Annotated in this window: 17 protein-coding genes and 2 tRNA genes; 3 read left to right on the top strand and 16 right to left on the bottom strand. The window is 58.0% G+C overall.

Features of this window, described 5'->3' with window-relative positions; translation table 11 throughout:
- The first annotated feature begins 14 nt into the window (after positions 1–14).
- Together hemA and hemC are read left to right on the top strand one after the other, a co-directional pair.
- The gene (hemA, locus tag OQH67_RS09435) at positions 15–1,016 is read left to right on the top strand and encodes a glutamyl-tRNA reductase (RefSeq protein WP_251828253.1); all 1,002 of its coding nucleotides are present in this window, start codon (positions 15–17) and stop codon (positions 1,014–1,016) included.
- Positions 1,006–1,941 carry a hydroxymethylbilane synthase gene (gene hemC / locus OQH67_RS09440; protein ID WP_215434892.1) on the top strand — a complete coding sequence of 312 codons (936 nt, stop codon included), beginning with the start codon at positions 1,006–1,008 and terminating at the stop codon, positions 1,939–1,941. The genes hemA and hemC overlap by 11 nt, the downstream gene beginning before the upstream one ends.
- 395 nt (positions 1,942–2,336) lie before the next feature.
- Here the strand turns inward: hemC and OQH67_RS09445 are convergent, their stop codons facing one another.
- Together OQH67_RS09445 and OQH67_RS09450 are read right to left on the bottom strand one after the other, a co-directional pair.
- Positions 2,337–2,693: a DUF488 domain-containing protein gene (locus OQH67_RS09445; RefSeq protein WP_215434891.1), complete on the bottom strand. Its 357-nt coding sequence runs from the start codon at positions 2,691–2,693 to the stop codon at positions 2,337–2,339.
- Between the two features lie 476 nt (positions 2,694–3,169).
- The gene (locus tag OQH67_RS09450) at positions 3,170–5,116 is read right to left on the bottom strand and encodes an O-antigen ligase family protein (protein WP_215434890.1); all 1,947 of its coding nucleotides are present in this window, start codon (positions 5,114–5,116) and stop codon (positions 3,170–3,172) included.
- Positions 5,117–5,273: 157 nt separating this feature from the next.
- On the opposite strand from OQH67_RS09450, the gene OQH67_RS09455 reads away from it, so the two are divergent.
- Positions 5,274–6,236: a glycosyltransferase gene (locus OQH67_RS09455; RefSeq protein ID WP_215434889.1), complete on the top strand. Its 963-nt coding sequence runs from the start codon at positions 5,274–5,276 to the stop codon at positions 6,234–6,236.
- 14 nt (positions 6,237–6,250) lie between these two features.
- Here the strand turns inward: OQH67_RS09455 and mutL are convergent, their stop codons facing one another.
- From mutL to OQH67_RS09525, 14 genes are all read right to left on the bottom strand, one after another.
- Positions 6,251–8,137, bottom strand: a complete 1,887-nt coding sequence (gene mutL, locus OQH67_RS09460) for a DNA mismatch repair endonuclease MutL (protein ID WP_215434888.1) — start codon at positions 8,135–8,137, stop codon at positions 6,251–6,253.
- A gap of 35 nt (positions 8,138–8,172) precedes the next feature.
- Positions 8,173–8,385, bottom strand: coding sequence for a sulfur carrier protein ThiS (gene thiS, locus OQH67_RS09465; RefSeq protein WP_130083865.1), 213 nt, complete (start codon positions 8,383–8,385; stop codon positions 8,173–8,175).
- 96 nt (positions 8,386–8,481) lie between these two features.
- Positions 8,482–8,557 (bottom strand) — tRNA-Glu (locus OQH67_RS09470).
- Between the two features lie 23 nt (positions 8,558–8,580).
- Positions 8,581–8,655, bottom strand: a tRNA-Cys gene (locus OQH67_RS09475).
- Between the two features lie 103 nt (positions 8,656–8,758).
- Positions 8,759–9,604, bottom strand: a complete 846-nt coding sequence (locus OQH67_RS09480; protein ID WP_215434887.1) for a hypothetical protein — start codon at positions 9,602–9,604, stop codon at positions 8,759–8,761.
- A complete protein-coding gene (locus tag OQH67_RS09485; RefSeq protein ID WP_215434886.1) occupies positions 9,601–10,161 on the bottom strand; it encodes a hypothetical protein in 561 nt (186 codons plus the stop codon). Before OQH67_RS09485 ends, OQH67_RS09480 begins: the two co-directional genes overlap by 4 nt.
- 278 nt (positions 10,162–10,439) lie before the next feature.
- Positions 10,440–11,222, bottom strand: coding sequence for a hypothetical protein (locus tag OQH67_RS09490; RefSeq protein ID WP_215434885.1), 783 nt, complete (start codon positions 11,220–11,222; stop codon positions 10,440–10,442).
- Between the two features lie 100 nt (positions 11,223–11,322).
- The gene (locus OQH67_RS09495; RefSeq protein WP_215434884.1) at positions 11,323–12,156 is read right to left on the bottom strand and encodes a hypothetical protein; all 834 of its coding nucleotides are present in this window, start codon (positions 12,154–12,156) and stop codon (positions 11,323–11,325) included.
- Between the two features lie 29 nt (positions 12,157–12,185).
- A complete protein-coding gene (locus OQH67_RS09500; protein WP_215434883.1) occupies positions 12,186–13,049 on the bottom strand; it encodes a hypothetical protein in 864 nt (287 codons plus the stop codon).
- A 139-nt stretch (positions 13,050–13,188) separates the two neighbouring features.
- Positions 13,189–14,037: a hypothetical protein gene (locus tag OQH67_RS09505; RefSeq protein WP_215434882.1), complete on the bottom strand. Its 849-nt coding sequence runs from the start codon at positions 14,035–14,037 to the stop codon at positions 13,189–13,191.
- Positions 14,034–14,867 (bottom strand): hypothetical protein, encoded by an 834-nt coding sequence (locus OQH67_RS09510; RefSeq protein ID WP_215434881.1) that lies wholly within the window; start codon positions 14,865–14,867, stop codon positions 14,034–14,036. Before OQH67_RS09510 ends, OQH67_RS09505 begins: the two co-directional genes overlap by 4 nt.
- 8 nt (positions 14,868–14,875) lie before the next feature.
- A complete protein-coding gene (locus OQH67_RS09515) occupies positions 14,876–15,454 on the bottom strand; it encodes a hypothetical protein (RefSeq protein WP_215434880.1) in 579 nt (192 codons plus the stop codon).
- Positions 15,455–15,554: 100 nt separating this feature from the next.
- A complete protein-coding gene (locus OQH67_RS09520) occupies positions 15,555–18,287 on the bottom strand; it encodes a protein kinase domain-containing protein (protein ID WP_215434879.1) in 2,733 nt (910 codons plus the stop codon).
- 100 nt (positions 18,288–18,387) lie between these two features.
- On the bottom strand, positions 18,388–19,158 hold the full coding sequence (locus OQH67_RS09525; RefSeq protein ID WP_215434878.1) for a ParA family protein: 771 nt from the start codon (positions 19,156–19,158) through the stop codon (positions 18,388–18,390).
- Positions 19,159–19,225: the final 67 nt, after the last annotated feature.

A 19,225-nucleotide genomic window follows, 5' to 3' on the forward strand; every position in this document is an offset into this window, starting at 1 on the left:
TGGTTTGTCTAGGCTTGAATCACCGGACCGCCCCCGTGGAAATAAGGGAGCGGTTCTCCGTGCCGTCCCACAGGCTCCAGAATGCGGGAAAAAGCATCCGGGAACTGCCGGGCGTGGAACAGTGCGTGGTGCTCTCCACCTGCAACCGCATGGAAATCTACTACTGGTCGGACAACCCGGAAAACGCCAGGGAGCATATCCTGTCCCACTTCCTGGGGGACGGCTGCGGCAAGGTGGACATGGCCTCCCATTTCTACTGCCACCAGGGGGCCTTTGCCCTAGAGCACCTGTGCCGCGTGCTCAGCGGGCTGGACTCCATGGTGCTGGGGGAAACGGAAATCTTCGGCCAGGTGAAAACCGCCTACCAAATGGCGCTGGATGCCGGCGTGACCGCCGCCTGCGCCAACAAAACCTTTCAGAAAGCATTCACCATAGGCAAGCGGGTCAGGACGGACAGCCAGATTCATGCGGGAGCCACATCCGTGGGCTCCGTGGCCGTGGAACTGGCGGAACAAATCTTCGGAGACCTGGGAGGCACCCGCGTTCTGATCCTGGGGGCGGGCGATATGAGCCGCGTCACCGGCCGCGCCCTGCGTGCCCGCGGCGCGGAGGGCATTTACGTAGCCAACCGCTCCTTTGACCGCGCCGTGGAACTCGCCGGAATGATCGGCGGCCAGGCCATCCGGTATGATGTCTGGGGGGAATACCTCAGGGACATTGACGTGGTGGTGGCCGCCACGGCCGCCCCCCACTGCATCATCACGCGGGAGACGCTCCTGCCCCTGCGGGCGTCCCGCAAATACCGCTCCCTGTTCCTCATCGACATCTCCGTACCTCGCAACATCTCCCCGGACGTGGCGGACATTGACGAAGTGTACCTTTACGACATCGACACCCTGACCCAGCTTGCGGATGAAGCCAAGCTCAGCCGGGAGCTGGAAATCTCCCGGTGTGAAACCATCATCCGGGACGGCATCTCCAAATACTTTCCGGACACCGCTCTCTATGACCAGTAAAAACACCCTCATCATCGGCACCCGCGGAAGCGCCCTGGCCCTGGCCCAGGCGGACATGGTCCGCGCCGCCCTGTCCGCGCTCCATCCGGGACTGGACATACGCCGGGAAATCATCCGCACCACCGGAGACCGCCGTATGGACGTGCCGCTGGCGGATGTGGCCAGGGTCTCCGGCATCGTGGACAAGGGAATCTTCATCAAGGAACTGGAAACGGCCCTGCTGGAAGGCCGCATAGATGTGGCCGTCCACAGCCTCAAGGACGTGCCAAGCGAACTTGCCCCGGAATTCCGCCTGCCTGCGGTTCTTCCCCGCGCTGCGGCGGAAGACGTGCTCATCACGAAGGAGCCGGACTGGAACGGCCGCGGAACTCTTGCCACCGGAAGCGTCCGCCGCCGCCTCATGGCGCGCACGTACTGGGGAAGGCAGCTCCGGTTTGAAGACCTGCGGGGCAATGTCCCCACCCGTCTTGAAAAGCTTGTGGAGCATCCGGAATGGGATGCCGTGATCCTGGCAAAAGCCGGGCTGGAACGCCTCGGCCTCTATGCGCCGGAAACGGTGGTGCAGGGCAGAAAACTCTACATGCGCCCTCTGCCCGTGGAAGCCTTCATTCCCGCTGTGGGGCAGGGAATCGTCGGCATGGAATGCCGTGCTTCCGACCGGAAAACGAAGGAACTGCTGGCCGGGATCAACGATGTGGAAACCTGCGCCTGCGGCGTGGCGGAACGCACCTTCCTGGTGCGCCTGGGCGCCAGCTGCTCCACCCCAGTGGGCGTGTACGCCTGCCTGGAAGGGGATGAACTGGTTCTGCGCGCGGCGTACTACGTGCCGGGAAGGGAAGAACCCTTCGCCGTCGTTGTCTGCGGGGACCGGAACGCTCCTGAAGCCCTGGGAATTCTGGCCTTTGAAAAACTGAGCCCGAACTGACGGCGGAAGCTTTTCCGCTTCATCCGGGATATGGCGGGACGGAAAAAAGGTTCCGGAGTTCATCCGGAACCTGAATCAGGCAGTAAGTACACCAGGATTAATGTTTTTCCTTGTGACTTTCCTTGGAGCTGGAGCTTCGCTTGTCGCTCATAAACTGCCCTGTTGAAGCATCACGCTTGACGTGCTGCCCGGTCTTGTGGGTAGTGGACCCGGAACGCTTTTTAGAGCTGCTCCTGTGATCGTCTCCCATATGGGAACTTGTTGCCATTGATATTCACCTCCTTTCCATTTTCTTCACCTGTTGATAAACGAGAGAAGAAAGCCGTCCTTCCATAGGCTGGTGCATACAGCGTACAGGCCTGCGATTCATGCCTGCCATAACAATAAGCGTGCTTTCATGAGGAAGCATGCTGTAAAAGGTAATCCTTCAGGGCTCCGGCTTCGTTATGCTCCGTATCCCTTGCGGCGTACAGAAGCGTCACCTTCCCCTTGCGGGCCAGTTGGCTGAGATGTGAAACAGCCTCTTTATTCCGGTCCAGTTCTTCGAAATACTTTTTCCGGAAACCGTCCCATTTGGCCGGATCATGGGCGAACCATCGGCGCAATTCCGTGGAAGGAGCGGCTTCTTTCGCCCATTCGTTCCAGGAAGCCTTCTCCTTGGAAATGCCGCGGGGCCAGATCCGGTCCACCAGAACGCGGTCTCCGTCTTCCGCCTCCTGCGGATCGTAAATGCGTTTGATTGAAATGTTCATGTTGGGGAAAATGATGTCTGTTAACGGCAATAGAGCATGTGGAATATCTTTTTGTTGAGTCCGTGCGGGACATGCCGCGCCGCGTGCACCGGGGTGGTGCCGGGAATCGGCAGGCCTGCCGCTCCGGGTTTCCGGCCGGGAAAGGAGGCAGTCCCGGAAGGGGAGGAAGAATGGAAAACAACGGGTGCCTGAACCTGTTAAATCAAAAATCCATCATCGCTCCGGTTTTGCCGCTCCGGACCGGATGTTTGTTGTCGGTTACAAGGGTATCATCCATGACAGTATTCCAGCTGCCGGTGAAGTTTTTTCTGGGAAAATACCGTTTTCATGGAGACTCCGTCACGCAATCCGTACCAAGTTTTCCTTATCTTCCTGCGCCGGACGGCAGACGGCAATGGTCCTTTTCCGGACCATGGGATTTTCCCGTGAAACAGCCACCGTCGGGAAAAAAGAAAAGGGAGAAGCGGGGAAAACTGCTACTCCTTCCATGAATCGTCGGGAACGGCGCCGCGGGCCTGAAGCGTCTGGATCACCATGTCCACTTCATTTCTGCGCTGGGCGTGTTCCCGCCGCATGGCGGCATCCTCTATCCGGTAATAGTTCCAGAATCTCACCTGCTTCTCCATCAGGTCTTTTACTGCAAGCGCCATGGACAGGGCCTTGTTCGGGGAATGGGGGGCGGTGGAAATGCACCAGGCGTACAGAACATTGGCATAAGTCGTAGTCCAGGCATACATGCGGTCGTCAAACCGTGAAAAAGACACATAGGGACGCAACAGCCTTTCCGCTTCCCTGTAGCGTCCCTGGTGCATGTAAAGCAGCCCCTTGGCCGCCACTAGGGCATGATTGCCCGGACTGAGCAATTCCGCCCGTTCCATCTGCCGCTCCAGTTGGCGGAGCCGTCCGGGACCGGGAGGCGGGGAGCTCCCTGCGGCATGCAGGATATTGCGCCGCACAAGGTCCGGGTCGTGGCTGGCGGCGGCCGCCTGTTCCAGCATGGGCATGCCGTCGGGAGAAGATGCGGGAACCGCCTGCCAGGATGCTTTCCAGGTCGGGAAGGCCAGGCAGGCATACCACACGGACAGCGCCGCCAGTAGAAAGGCTCCTGCTCCCAGAACCAGGCGCCCGCCGGTTCGTGAAGCCTTGATCCTGGAGAAGGACGCGGTGCAGGAAAGGCCGCAGCACAGGGCGGCGGCGCCCGCAAGCGCCGGATTGTGCCAGATAAACTCTCCGTAGGCGTGGGCGGCGGCAATGCACAGCGCGCAGAAGGCCGCCGGCCCCAGGGGATTGACTTGGGGATGTTCGGCCGCCAGCCGGAGTACGCTCCGGAAGCCCAGGGAAATGAACAGGAGCAGCAGGGCAAGCATCACGGCGAGTCCGGTGTATCCGTAATCGCAGGCGGCCTGTGCATACTCATGATGGGTGAAATTGGGAACATTGGGAAACGGGAAAAACTCCACGGCCAGATTGGTGAACATCCGGCTGCCGTGGCCGAAAAGCGGGGCCTGCTCCGTCAGGGACCACGCCAGTTTGGAAAGGGTAATCCGGTTGCCGAAAGTGAAAACATCCAGAATGGACGTCAGGCTGCCCGCTCCGCTCGTCAGGTCCAGCACGACGTAGGCCGTGCTGAAAAAAAGCAGCAGGAAAAACAGAATGGCGGCCGTATAAAACTTCCTGTTATTGCGGAAAACGCTGGAAGTATAGATAAAAAAGCAGAGCGTCACGCCAATCAGGGCATTCGGAAAAGCGGCGCGGGAATCGCAGGTGAAGGAAGCAGCCACAAGCAGAAGTCCCGCGAACAGATGGACTCCCCATTTTTTGAGGCTGGCCATGCTCCAGGCGCACAGGAAAAAACCGGTAATGGACAGGAAATGCGCGGAAAAATTCTTGTATCCGAACAACCCGGTTCCATCCGTTTCCGTCCCGAACAGGGAATAATCCGGCCTGAACCAGGAAGCTCCCGTCCCCGCCATGTTCTGGTAGGCCCAGAGTGCGGCATTCAGCAGGCCCAGGACTGCCGCCAGCGTCGGGAGGGTGCTTTTGCTCCCGTTGCCGGCTCCGGCACAGGCGCCTGCCATGAACATCACCAGCGCGGTCACGATCAGGGTCAGGTCCGCCATGCTCTCGTAAAACCAGGGGGAAAACCAGGCTCTCAGGAAAAAATAGCCTCCCCCCAGTCCCACAGCCAGCCATCCGGCAAGGCCGGGGCTGGGCACTTTATATCCCCGTATGAGGCAAAAGCAGAACACCAGCAGCGCGGCTGTCAGAAAACACGACGGAATGAACAGGGTGTGCCATTCCCCGCCTGCCGCAGTGGTGGCCAGGGCGGTATAAAACAGGGCCAGCAATGCCGTCAGTATCCTGCCGGCGGCCGTTTCTGCAATGCGCGGAGCGGAAAGTTTGCTGGACGTTGGTTCTGGCATAGGCGGACGGAAAAAGGCCCAGGCACTATAACCGCCATAAGGGTGCTTGCCAAGAGCAAGCTTCCTGCGTCCGCATGACGCGCCCCCGGGACAGGCCTTGCGGGGGATAAAGAGATTGCTTTCTCCGTTTTTGCCCTTATCCTTTTCTCGTTATCTCATGGAACGGATTTGCGCCATTTTTTCACATTACCGTAGAATCTCCCTCACGGAAATGTGCTTGCAGAAACTGGCGCAGCAGACTGTTCCGCCTCACCGCGTCGTGGTGGCGGACAACGGGGCCGGAGACGGTTCCCTGGACGGCGTGAAGGAACAGGCGGCGGCCGGAGCCTATCCGTTCATGCTGGAAATAATCGACATGCCCGGAAATACGGGAAATGCCGGCGGCATAGCCCGGGGGCTGGAACGCGCTTTTTCCTTCCCGGATGTGGATGCCGTCTGGATTTTGGATGACGACTCCTGGCCGGAGCCGGACGCCCTGGCCTGCCTTTTGTCCCATGGACCCGGAACGGACGGCATGGAATGGCCGTGCGTCAGGGGTTGCAAGGTAGTGGACCTGAAACAGGGCGGAGAACTCTCCTGGCCCATGGTGCTCCTGGACGAAAAGGACGGACGGCGCATTCATGTAACAAGAGGTGACGCCCTTCCCGAAGCCCCTTTCCTTCTGACCGGGGGCGCCTTCCTGGGAGCCCTTGTTCCCCGTGAAATCCATGACAAGGTCCGGGGGCCGACCGCCGGGCTCTTTATCCGCGGGGAAGACGAAGAATATCCATGGATCATTTCCCGCGCGGGATTCCGCACTTATCTGGTCAGCGGCTCCATTCTCCACCATCCGCGTCCCGCCACCGGGCTGGTGCGCGTGGAACTGGCGGGCAAGGCCTTTTACTATGAACCGGGGCTGGATGCGCGCCGGCTGTACTACAAGGTACGCAACTGGGCGTGGCTCCAGAGGCTCAAACATCCGGATTCCCCCCTCTTCAGATGGGCGGCGTGCGCCGGATACGCCGCCTTGTGCGGAGTGCTCATCGCAGTATATGACGCCTGGAACCCGTCCAAATTCCGGGCCGTATGCCGCGGGGTGTACCGTGGCGCCTGCGGACGCCTCGCCGGGCCGGATGAATAATCCCTTTTACTCCGTCATGCCTGCATGCCGAATTTCCGTTTGATCTCCGGAATGGAATAATTGACCAGAGTCGGCTTGCCCGCCGGGGTGCAGTACGGAACTTCGCAGGCCAGCAGCTCCTTCAGAATGGCCGGAGCGCGGTGGGGGGAAATGCGTTCCTTCCAGGCGGACTTCCTGGCAATCTCCGCAATGAACGTTTCATACGCCATGCGTTTGGCGTTGCGGCTGAACTCGGACTGGGTGAGGCGGTCCACCAGCTCCAGCAAGAACGCCTTGGCGTTGTCCAGTTCCAGCAGGGCCGGAATGGACTCTATCCTGATGGTATTCTGGCCGAAGGGCGTGACCGTCAGTCCGGCCTGGTCAAAATGGGGCGCAAACTGCTGGATGACGGCGAAATCCCGGGGGTCCAGGTCCAGCATCACCGGATCGAGCAGGTGCTGGGAAGGCATGGGGGCCTGCCTGTGGGCCCGCAGCCGTTCAAAAATGATGCGCTCCCGCGCGGCCTTGGGATGCATCAGCACCAGGCCTTCCGGCGTCTCGAACAGGGCGAACTGCTGGTGCAGAGTCCCCAGATACTTGAAATCTGCGGAAAGATCCTTTTCCACCCTCCCTTCCGTGCCTGGCGCGGCATCCGGACGGGAACACGCCTTCTCCGGAAAATCCAGCCGCCCCTGGGTGGCCGGCACCTGTTTCAGGGAAATGGGCCGGACGGGAAGGACCGGAGATGGTCCCGAAGTACCCTGGGGGCGTTCCGCGGGAGAGGGAAACACTGGAATTTTAGACGTAGGACCAAGTGAGGGAGACAGGGGGGAGGCCGTTGCCGCGGTTCCGTTTCCGGCGGCAGCGGGCGCAGGGGATGGGGCGGAAGGCTGTTCGTCCGGTGCCGGAGCGGCCGGGCGGGTTTCCTGACGGGCATGGCGCTGAAGGGTGTTGGCAATCGCCTCCACAAGGGTATTCACCACATCGGCGGCGCGCCGGAACCGCACCTCCTTCTTGGCGGGGTGGACGTTCACGTCCACCAGGGCAGGCTCCACCTCCATGTACAGGAACAGGGCCGGATGCAATCCCGTGGGGAAGCCCCCGTAACCGTCGCGGATGGCCCGGTTGATCAGTTGGTCTTCCACCGGGCGGGTGTTCATGAACACATACTGCCCTTTTCTAGTGCGCCTGGCCTCGGAAAGCGGAAGCAAGTACCCGCTGACGGAAATGCCGGGGCCGGTGGTGGCCTCTATCGGAATCAGGGCCGCCGCCGTGGCGGGGTCCGTCAGGGCGGAAATGCGCACCCGCAGGTCCGTGGTGGCCGGAAGATCGAACACCAGCTGGTCGTCCCTCCTGTAGGTAAAGCGCACCCGGGGGAATGCCAGCGCATGGAGGCGTATCTGGTGTTCCACGTGGGAAGCCTCCGTTTCCGCGGACTTCAGGAACTTGCGGCGTGCCGGAGTATTGTAAAACAGATCGGCCACCTCAATGGCGGTGCCGGGAGATACCCCGGAGCTCCGGGGTTCGTGCTCCATCCCGCCGTCAATCCGCACTTCCCAGCCTTCCAGGGCATGCTGCTGCCTGGTGCAAAGCTTGAAGCGGGAAACGCTGGCGATACTGGGGATGGCCTCTCCCCGGAAACCCAGATGGGTGATTTCAAACAGTTCCTCCAGGGAGGAAAGCTTGCTCGTGGCGTGACGCTTGGCACAGAGGCTGGCGTCTTCACGGCTCATGCCGCATCCGTCGTCCGTCACCCTGATCAGGCCCACGCCTCCGCGGCGGATTTCCACCCGCACGGACTTGGCCCCGGCGTCCAGACTGTTCTCCACCAGCTCTTTGACGACGGAGGCCGGCCGTTCCACGACTTCGCCCGCCGCCACCTGGCTGGCGAGAGTGGGAGACATGACATGGATGGTCGGCATGGGTGAAGTAAAGTAAAATATTGATGATGAAAAACTCAGCCGCCGGCAACGATGGAGACCACTTCTACCGTATCCCCCGGAACAACCGTAACACGGGAAAAATCCCGGGGCAGGAGTGCGGAACCGTTGTGTTCCACCACCACTGGATTTCCCTTCATATTCAGGAGTTCCAGAAGCCGTATGACGGAACAGGGTTCCGCCAGAAAATAGGGGACGCCGTTCAGGATAATGCTGTCTTGGGCGGTCATTGCGTTCACACTATAGCACAGCGGGCCGGAAAAGCCAGAAACATACCTTGCGAATGGCGTAAAAGTTCCTGTTCAAGGAATAAGATAAAAAGAAACTGGCATCGCGTACGGGACTCGAACCCGTGTTGCCCGCGTGAAAGGCGGGAGTCCTAGACCGCTAGACGAACGCGACTTGAACCGGTTTTTGCAGCATCTTGGAGGCGGGAGCGGGAATCGAACCCGCGAATGACGATTTTGCAGACCGTTGCCTTACCACTTGGCTACCCCGCCGCTGATGCTGTGCGCGGATACTAGGAGAAAGGTCTTCCGGTGTCAATCTTGTTTTTGGAAAAGATACCTTGTTTTTTAGCGGAAAGCTTCTGAAAAAAGCCCTTCATTTTTTCATGGGCAGCATTTTTGATTCATGGATGCCACCCAGCCCTGCGGTGAGGTCGATGGGCATCAGCCGGGCTTCCCGTTTCTGTTCGTACAGGACCTTGACGCGTACATGGCCGTAATCTTCCGGAAAAGTGCAGGTGATGGGACGGGAGATGGTGCCGGCGCTGAAAAAATAAACGGATTTATCTGTCTTTACGGGAATGGGACGGTTTTTTTCGTCGAAAAATTCCATGCAGGTATAGGGAAATTCCTCAGGATGGGACAGGATGATGGTCCACTTCCCTTTCTCCTTTTTGTGGGTCGCGGTAAGGGTTACGCGTTGCATGGATTCCATTTTCGCTATGTCGCCGTCGTCCCTAAGAAAGGGAGGAAATGACAGGAGGATGTCGCAGTATCCCCCTTCTTTCAGAGCAAGGTCTTCCGCCGGAAGGGAAGACAGGTGCGAACACATGAGCGGCACCTCTCCTTTAATGTGTATCCAGCGGGTTTTGAGAGGGAGGGGCGTTTCCAAGGAAATCCCCAGGTTGAACGTTCCGGATTCTTCCTTCCGGTTATAGGAATCCAGAGTGATATAAATGGATCTGGGGTTCAGCGGCGTTCCCGAGGAATTCCGGATGTCCAGATTTCCTCCCTGCGTGTTGATATCCGTAAGGTCCAGACTTTTTTTGGCATCCAGAACGGCCGGGGCATTTTTATAACTGATGTTTAAATTGAAAAAAACGGACTCTCGGGAGGTGTCCAACGGCGCCAGTTCCACCCCGGTTCCCTTCAGAATGGAGAGCGGTTTTCCCCATGAAAGGGAGAAAACGGAAAAAACAATCAGTGAAAACAAGAGCTTCATGGATTCATTTTCTTTAAGGGTGATGCGCTTCCGTCAAACCCGATGTTGAAGTTGACGGGGATGTCCGTTGTTCCGCTTTCATCAAAATACGAAAGCGTCACCAGGAGGGTTCTGGTATTTGGCCGGAACAAATAGATAAGACGTAGAGACTGTTCGTTTTCCTCATTTTGTCTGACAGGGATCTTAATCATTTTAGGGTGAAAAGGCGTTCCGTCGGGATACTGGAAAGTGATGGAATGCAGAATGACCGGACTATTGCTTCCGATATCGACGGAAAACAACGGGCTGTTCGCCTCCTGTCCGGCTGATGAAATCCTGAGATGGATGGGATTTCCGGTTTTGGGATGCCGAATGATGGACGGAGCTTCTTCAAATTCAATTTCCTGTGCCGGAAATTTCAGCACCTTACGGCCCATGGGGATGGAAATATTCCCTGAAATCCGTATCCACTCGGCTTGAACACTGGGAAGGGAATTCGTCTGGATGCTCAGCTCCGCTTTTCCCTCCGGCGAATGGAAGGAATCATTTTCATAGGACAATTCGGGAGTGACCTGCACGTTCCGGATGCCGAGCTTTTTTCCCGTGGAATCAACCACTGCCAGACCACGTGCATCCGGGGGCGTCAGGGGAACCCCTCCACCGGAGCAGGACAGCTTGAAGGACAGCGTCAGGGATTTGTCGTTTTTCTGATGGACAATCCTCATTTCCGAGAAGACGAGACTGTCCCGCGGCAAATCTTTTTCCCCGTCCCCGGCGGGGGACGAAAGGGAGCCGCAGAGAAAAAACAGGAGGAATGCGGTTGTTTTCATAGGATATTTTCGTAGGGAAGGGGCAGTTACCTGGCCGATGGCGCCTGTCTCTTGCTGAGAGTTCCCGCCAGGCCGACGGTCAGGTTGAATGGGAGGCTTTTATTTTTAAACTTGTCGGGATCTATGTAAAGAATTCTAGCCTGCAGACGTGAGTAGGCTCGCGGAAAAACGCATTCCATGGAATAACCGGCCCCTCCCCCTCCCGCAAAAGCGCTGCAGGGCCTTAAGGAAAAGAGGACATGGAGTCCCTGTTCATCAAGGAGTTCCAGACCGTAAAAACGGAAGGTGGCGATGGCACTCAAATGGATTTTCCATAATTGGGAATTATTTCTGTAGGTTTGCAGAAGTTTCGCTTCCAGGGTAACAGTTTCACTTTTGCATATTGCCAAGTCCGCTACCGGTCCTTCCGGAACCATTTCACAGTCTATTGCGGAAAACTCTTCCTTCATTCCGTTCCGCCAGAAAAGTCCTCTGGGAATTGAAGAGGAAAGGGAACAGCAACGAAGTGGAACATTTCCGCAGATATGTATCCATTTGGCGGTTTTGGCGGGGAGTTCCTTGAAAAAAAGAATCGCATGGAACTGGTTGTCCGGGCAATCTTCTTCATCTACTTGGAGGAAGTTTTTTCCAACTATCATCAAATTGTCGGGAAGAAGTCTTTTCCCTGTTGAATCAACGACATTCAGCAGAAGGTAGGCTTTTGGCGGGAATTCCATGATGGATTCTTTTGCCGTGTGGGTGACGCTGCATGTAATTTTCATGCAGGGAACATCATTGTCGGTAATAATTTCAAGAGATTCAAATTCCATGTGCGCTCCCTCAAGGGCGGGAGGCGGATCGCCAAAGGAGCAGGGAAAAAGGAAAGCAATCGCCAGGTACAGTAACATTTTCATGGAGGGGGCCGGTTTGTCAATGGTTCTGGAAAATTTCCCCTCCCAGGCTGACGCGGCAATGGATGGGGAGTTTTTCCGGCTGGAGGTTTCCAAAATAGGAGAGATGGAGCTGCATAGTGGTTTCCTCCTCCGGAATGTTGAAGACGAAACATTCCGGAAGTGTCTTCTCGAAAAGACGGAGGCTGTTGAATTTTTTATAGGAGGCAGGCGGTGTATTCCCTCTTTGGGGTGCAGTCAGGGAAAGGGAATGAATGGTAAAAAAATCCGGGGCGCGAATGAAAAGCTTCCATGCCAAATGGGGACCGCCCCATGATGCCGAATAATGGCGTGCCCGGATATGGACGGAGTTATCCCCAACGATCTCCTTTTTTTCCGGAAGGGAGAAATGAATCTCCTCTCCGTTTACGGTGAGACCGGAAACCGGGGCCTGGCGCACTTCCGAGGTCATCAGCAAAGGAATGTGTCCGGATATTTCCACCCAGGCGGCCTGGGCGGATGGAGGGGTATCCGTTTCAATGGAAATGGCGGCTGCCCCGTTCCAGCCCATGTTGTCTTTTCTTTCCTCCTCCGGGTCCAGGACGGGATCTACAAAAATGCGTGACACCCGCAGTCTCTTCCCCTGGGAGTCCGTGATCTTCAATCCTTCCGTAGTGGATGGCGAGAAAGGTATCCTTTTCCCGGAAAAGAACGCCAGGAAATTGAAAGTAATCTTTTGGCGGCGGCCTGCTTGTTCCAGCAGAAAGCCGCAAAACTTCACAGGCTTCCCGTCCTCCGTTTTTTCTGGAGTACCGGAGGCATGGCAGGGGAAAATACCCGCAAGAATCATGAACAGCAGGATGATGGGCTTCATAAATATTCAGTTGAAAAGATGCGGTTATGTCAGGGTTCTCTTTTTCCCTTGTTGAGTGATCCCCCTATTCCCAAACTCACGTCGACGGATACGTGTCTTGTCTCAAAATTGCGCGGATCAAGATACAGAATCCGTACCTTCATTTTTTCACGGGAGCGCGGGAGAACGAGATATTCATAGGTGGAGGTTCCTCCTCCCCCGCTGGCGCTGAACCCGCAAAGAGAGGGCGGCATACCGGCAGGGACGGCCCGTCCCTGCATGTCTTCCAGTTTCAAATCCCGGTACCGGAAATCGGTCGGGTAGGCCAGCAGGAATTCCCAGACATCGGTGCCATTCCGGCCGCCGTCCCCGTCTTTCAGCTTCTTCATGGATAATGTCAGGAACTGCATCCGGGCGGGGTCGGCAATGCCATCATCCTGCCGGCCGTTGTTTGGCGGAAGCGGTATTTTTACCTCTTCCGGGTGAAGTAGATCAACCTCTGCCGGATCCGTGGATGAATATTCCGTACAGGTGACGGGCACATCCCCCCGAATGCGTAGCCACTCCGCGTCTTCCGGGGGCCATTCGGAAAACGAGAATTGGATAATGAACTCTTTTTCCTGATTCAGTCCCTTTTCTGCCTTCATGGAAATCAGAACATTGTCCGGCGTATAGGTCTTTCCCGTGGAATCCGTAATGGAAAGGTCGGAAAATGGTTTCCCGGATGCAGGGATGATGCTGGCTTTCCCCCGGTATGTCCCGTCCAGGGTCACCATGCAGTATTTCTTCTTTTCCGTGTGGTCCGTCCCGGTCAGGAAAGATGCGAACCCCGTCCGTGAGCCTTGCAGCAGGGGTGTATTGTCAGCAGACGCGGCCACGCAGGAAAGCGGCAGAAATAGCAACAGGTATTTCATAGGGAATGGGTGTTGGATGAGAGAGTTGCAAACAAAGGAATCTGGCAGTCCTGCCTAGGGAAAAATCTGGATCATGGCATGTTCTCCGGGGTGTTGGGGGAGGGCTCTTGGTGGCAAGCCGGAGGCGGGAAGAACGTTTTTATTTAGCCGCAGGGACTTTTTCCTTGTTAAGGGGGCCTCCCATTCCCACGCTGATGTCAACAGGCACTTGCCTGATTTCAATGTAGCGGGGATCGGCATGCAAAATGCGCACTTTCAGTTGTTCATAGGGGCGGGTAAGGGTGAAATATTCGGAGCGTGTCGTTCCGCCGCCGCCGCTGCACAATCCTCCGGAAAAACGTTTGAAGGGAATGGGCCGCCCCTGCATGTCTTCCAGTTCCATGCCGCAGTAGCGGAAGCTGTCCCGGTGGCCCAGGCTGAATTTCCATTGGAAGCCTTCCTCTTCCTTACCCTCCCACTTCTCCACGAATAATATCAGGGTCTCCGTTCGTGCCGGGTCCGCAATGTCGCTCTGCGGGATGTCATTCCCCACAACGGGAATTTCCGTTTCTCCCGGGTGAATCAGATCGACCTCCACCGGATCCAGGGAGGAAGCTTTGATGCACACCACGGAGACATTCCCCCGGATGCGTAGCCATTCCGCATGTTCTGACGGCCATTCGGAAAGAGAAAAGCGCAGATGGAACTCTTCTTCCCGATTCCATTCTTTTTCCCACGCCGGCTCAATCAGAACATGATTCAATGCATAGGTTTTTCCTGTGGAGTCCGTGACGGAAAGATCGAAAGGCCTTTCCTTGGATATGGAGACCACACTGAGGTGTTCCAGAGGCCTTCCGTTCAGGGACAATATGCAATAAGGCTCCTTAGTCGTACCGTTGACTCCCAGGGAGAAGGAGTCGAATTCCAGAGGACAGAGCGGTGGCGGAGGTGCCTTGTCCGCAGCGGCGCCCAGGCAGGAGAGAGAAAGGAACAGCAGCAGGGATTTCATGGAGTGGGAGTGTTGGAAGGTGGTGATATCGGGCCTCCGAGCCCGATTGTCTGGTCCATGGGAATGTTCATGTTTTTCTTTCCGGACAGGCAGAAAATCCGGACGAGCAGGGTCTTTTCCTCTTCGGGGATGGCATGAAGCCAGTCCATTTCCCATTGATGGCCGGATTTGTTGCCAAAATGGCTGTGATGGCGGGCGTCCGGAGGGAGCTCCTTTCCCTCGTGGTCTTTCAGGGCAAGGGAATGGAAAAGAATGTCCTCATCCCCGGTAATGGTCAGCCGCCAATAGGTAAATCCTTCCACGGGAATCAGTCCTTCATGGACTTGGGCCTTGACCGTGATGCTTTTTTTCTTTCCTTCCCTGTCCCGTTCAGACAGAGGGATGGAAACGGCGTCTCCGCCCAGGGTTATTGCCTGCCAGGGAAGCGCCTGCTTTTTGTCCGCCGCCAGAACGGGAATGGCTCCTTTCAGGGAAACGGACGTGGCCCGTGCATCCGGCAGGGAATCGGATGATAAATACATGTCCACCGTATAATCTTCCGTGCCGGCGGGGTCCGGGTAATGTGAGAAATTAATGCTCAGGCAGGGAAGAGCCTTTCCGGTGCTGTCGGTAGCCGTGAATGCATCGGAGGCCAGGGGAATGAGCGGAACCTGCCCCGCTTGAGGCGTGAGCCGGAAGGAAAAGGAAATGCCCGGGCGGTTTTTTCCCTGGGAAAGGGACATTCCCGTGAAAAGGGCCTCCCATGGCCCTGTCTCCGGCTGCGCCTGCGCCGCGGGCAGGAATGCCAGGGACAGGAGAGCCGCGCGGCAAAAGTGCCATCTGCTTTTCATGCCGGGAATTAACGGTTGGAGAGCAATTCCTTCATGTCCGGCAGGCGGAAATGCAGGGGAGGAAGTTCCGTGCCGTAGGCGGTGGACTTTTCTTTCCGCAGGTTTTCCGCTCTTTCTTCCAGAGTACGTGCGGCGTTGAGAATCTTGCGCACTTCCTGGCGTCCGCGGCCTATTTTGGAAGCGGCGCGTACAGGGTCGGGCGTCAGTTCGGGGCCTCCCTTGAGGTATTTTTCAAAATACTGCTGGTAGTGTTCCGCCAGTTCTCTTCCGCGGGCAAACAGTTTCCTATCTTCCTCCACAAAGGCGACCAGGTCCGGATCCACGTCCCTGGTGCTCAGGTCTGCAAGGTCTTCGTCCCGGTCCTTCAGTATTTTTGCCGCCTGCCGGCTGCTTTCCTCCAGGCCCGGAAGAGTCGGATTCTTCTTCAGCTTGAGGAGCCGTTCCGCCAGTGCGTCGCTTTTTTCGGAATATTCCGCATTGATGTCGGCCACCTTTTTACAGTAGGAGACGGAGGGATCGCCGCAGGAAATCATCAGGAATGCCGCCAGCAGGGGAACCAGGCGGCGCATGCAGGTCAGGGGAGTCATGGTTCTCTTTTAGCATTTCCTCAAACGGAAGCAAGAAGCTTTCGTGAAAATGAACGGGCCGGAACAATTGCGGAAGGAACTGACGAACAGCGAATTCCTTTCACGGCCGCTCTTTCTCCACCGGGAGCGGCAATTCCACCACGCCGCAGCTGGAACCGGGAACCAGCAGAATTTCCACTTCCAGGGGCAGTGTGGTGTCCGCCAGGAATCCCTCCGGAATGGAAATGCCGATGGGTTTGGAACTTTGCCCGGGGGCGACTTTCTGCGGGGCGAAAATGTCCAGCACGACACGCCCGTTTTGAAGCACGTTGAGCTTGCTGAAAGAGAAGGACTGCTCCTTGCACGTATTGTGCAGGGTCACGCCTTGGAGAGCTGCGGGAGCAAAGGGGCCGGGAACCGTGAATCTCAGGGTGGTGGAACTCCCCGCTTCCACGGGAAGGGGAAGCCAGCAGGCGGCAATGGCCGACTGGAGGTTCAGGCTGGACGTCAGGTAGCCGGAGCCGTTGAGGCGTTCCATCATCAGGCGGGAGAGTTCCGTGGAAACGGGCATTCCCCAGCCCTGGGAATACATCAGGGAAAGCAGGTACGCGGCTTCCTGGTCCCTGTACTGGAGCGCCATTCTCAAAAAGCGGGCGGCCTGGGCGTAATCCCTTCTGGCCAGGGGTGGCTGTTGGGGCAGTCTGGGGAAGTAGGAGGGAATGTCCATGAGCATGACGCCCAGATCCTTCATGGCCTCATAACATCCTCCCGTGGCGGCCCGGTAAAGCCATTCCACGCCGTTTTCCGGTCTGGGTCCTCCGGGAAAGTCCGGCGCCATCAGTGCCTTGGCCAGTGCATATTGGGCGACGGGGTAGCCTTCCCTGGACAGTTGTTCTACCGCCGCCATGTTGTCCGCCGTCACTTTCAGGCGTTTCGCGGTTCTGCTGCGGCTGGACGCCGGGGAGGAAACCTGGCGCATCAGTTCCCGGTAGGCTGGGTCCTCCCGCAGGGATTCGTCCTGAATGGCCGGGGCCGCAATAATGCGGATTTTCGGGAAAGCCTCTTCCGTCCGGGCCGGGTCTCCCTTCAAACAGGCCATCTGCACGGAAACCGGCTGCTGGGCGGCCGTTTCAAAGGCGTACGTGTACGTCCGGTCCGTGTACAGCAAGGGGAGGGCCGGGAAGAAAAACGTGGTGGTGGACTGGCCGGGAACCGTGAATGAGGGAATGGGGTTGAGGGAGCGGTCCACCAGGGCGCCGTTGGAATCACGGATGGTCAGGTAGAGGTCCTCCCTGCCGTCCGGAGAAGAGGAAATCTGAAGGTAAATGCAGGAAATGCGCAGCTCTTCCGGCAGGGGGGAAGGGAGGCTGGAGCTGCTGAGCATGCTGTCGTCCAGCCGGAGCTGGAACCGGGACGTTTTCCGCTCTTCCAGGGAGGCGTCTTCCGCGATTCTCAGTTCCGGAATGCGGATGGAGGCCAGGTCCCGCGGAGGGATGGCCGGGAGTTTTTCCAGCCCGTTGGCGCCGGGTTGCTGGATGGCGTCCTTGATCGTGTTGATCGTCGTACCCATGGGGGCCTGTTTCAGGTAATCCAGCAGGTAGAACGCCGCGGCGCCCGCCAGCAATGTGCATGCGCTGCCCACCATCAGGTACATCAGCTGGCGGTTGCGCCTGATGGTGCGGGCGGAAAGCCTGCGGGCGGCGGAGGGAGTGCCCGTGCCCCTTCCGGAAGGAATGTTTTTATCTGAACTTTTTGCAGCGCCCAGGTGGAGCGCCGGCCGGGCGCTGCTGATCTCCGCGCGGGTCAGCTGGATGGTGGCGGAGGATTCCTCCCCGGAAATGGAGCAGATGTCGTTGATCCACTCCCGGGCGTCCTGGTAGCGGCAGTTGATCTGCGGGGCCAGCGCCTTGTCCAGGGAAAGCAGGAACTGGCGGGAATACAGGCGCATCAGCTGCGGATTGCTGTGCAGGGGCGGCATCGCGTCTTCCGCCAGCCGCACTTCCGCCCGTTCCGGAGGATGTCCGGTGAGCAGGGCGTAAAAGGTGGCCCCCACGGAATAAAGGTCGCTCCAGGGACCTATGTTCGTCTTGCCCAAGGCCTGTTCCGGAGAGGAGTACCCCTGGGTGGTCAGGACGGTGGCGGTGTGCAGCTTCAGGGCATGCCGCGCCGCGCCGAAGTCGATGAGAACGGGCGTTCCCTCCTCCGTCAGCAGGATATTGCCGGGCTTGATGTCCCGGTGGTAAATATGGCTGGCGTGCAGGTATTCCAGAATGCGGAGCAGGCGGGTGAGCAGGCCCTTCAGTTCGTCTTCCGTGTAACGGTGGCCGGTGGTGTGGAGCTTTTCTCCCAGATAATCCAGGGACAGGCCCGTGATGTGCTCCATGGCGAAGTAGGCCGTGCCGTTGGCCTCGAACACGGACAGGATCCTGACGATGCCCGGGTGGTTCAGTTCCGCCAGGGTCTGGGCTTCGCTCAAAAAGCTTTTCAGGGCCCAGGTGTAATTCTCCAGGTCGTGTTCGTTGTTGGGCCTGATATGGCCGGTCAGCGGGTCGCGGTAGGAGCAGCTTGCCGGGAAATTCTCCTTGATCACCACGTTCCTGTTCAGGAACAGGTCTTTGGCCAAATAGGTAATGCCGAAGCCGCCGCTGCCCAGGACGCTGAGAACTTCATACTGCTCCAGCCGCGTGCCGGGAGCCAGCTCCCGCTGATAGACGAAAAACGCGCCCTTCTCCTCCGCATGGGGAAGCGGGGGCCTGCCGGGTAGAATCTCTTCCAGGCCTGTCGCCGGAGGGGGAGGCGGCGCTTGCCCTGTCGTCCCGGGCGCGGCGTCTGTCTGGCCTTCTTTTGCTGGCATGGGAAAAATTCGGGAAACGGAAACTGCGGGCATTTTCCTATGCCGCTCCCGGCAAGTCAAGGTGAATGCCTGTTCCGCCCCCGGAAGGCTGGGCCGGTATTCAGGACTTGTGGCGCTTGACGAATTCCCGCGCCGCCTTCAGGTAGGCCTCCGCCGCCGGGCCGGAGGGGTCGTGTTCGAAAATGGTGTGGCCGAAGCTGGGCGCTTCGCCAAGCCTGATGGAACGGGGGATGACCGTCTTGTACAGCATTTTGGGGAGGTGCTGCCCCACCTGCTCGATCACCTGCCGGGAAAGGTTGGTGCGGCCGTCGTACATGGTCATCAGGACGCCTTCATGCCTGATGTGGGGATTGGCTCCGCTGGCGCAAATTTGCGCGGTCACGTGCAGAATCTTGGCAAGGCCTTCCAGCCCGAACCATTCGCACTGGAGGGGGGTGAGCACTTCGTCGCAGGCGGCCAGGGCGGAAGTCATCAGCACGCCCAGGGAGGGGGGCGTGTCCATGATGCAGTAATCGTAGGAACCGGATTTGCGCAGCGGGGCGAGCGTCTCCCGGAGCCTGGTCAGATGGTCGCCGGCCCGCGCCAGCTCTATCTCCACGCCGGCCAGGTCCATGGTGGAGGGAATAATGTCCAGCCGTTTTCTGCCGGAAGGCCGGATGCACTGTTCCGCAGGAATCTGGTGGAGCAGGGCGGGGTACAGGCTGGCCGTCTCCCGGGTGTCGATGCCCAGGCCGCTGGTGGCGTTGGCCTGCGGGTCCAGGTCAATAACGAGAATTTTCTTTTTCAGCTGGGCCAGGGCGGCGGCCAGGTTGATAGCCGTGGTGGTCTTTCCCACTCCCCCTTTCTGGTTGGCGATGGCGATGATTTTCATGAGGAAAACGGTGCAACGACACGGTAGCACAATGCGCCCCCCTTTCAAACATTTTCCTGAGCGGGAG

It is taken from the genome of Akkermansia biwaensis, assembly GCF_026072915.1.
Lineage (GTDB): Bacteria > Verrucomicrobiota > Verrucomicrobiia > Verrucomicrobiales > Akkermansiaceae > Akkermansia > Akkermansia biwaensis.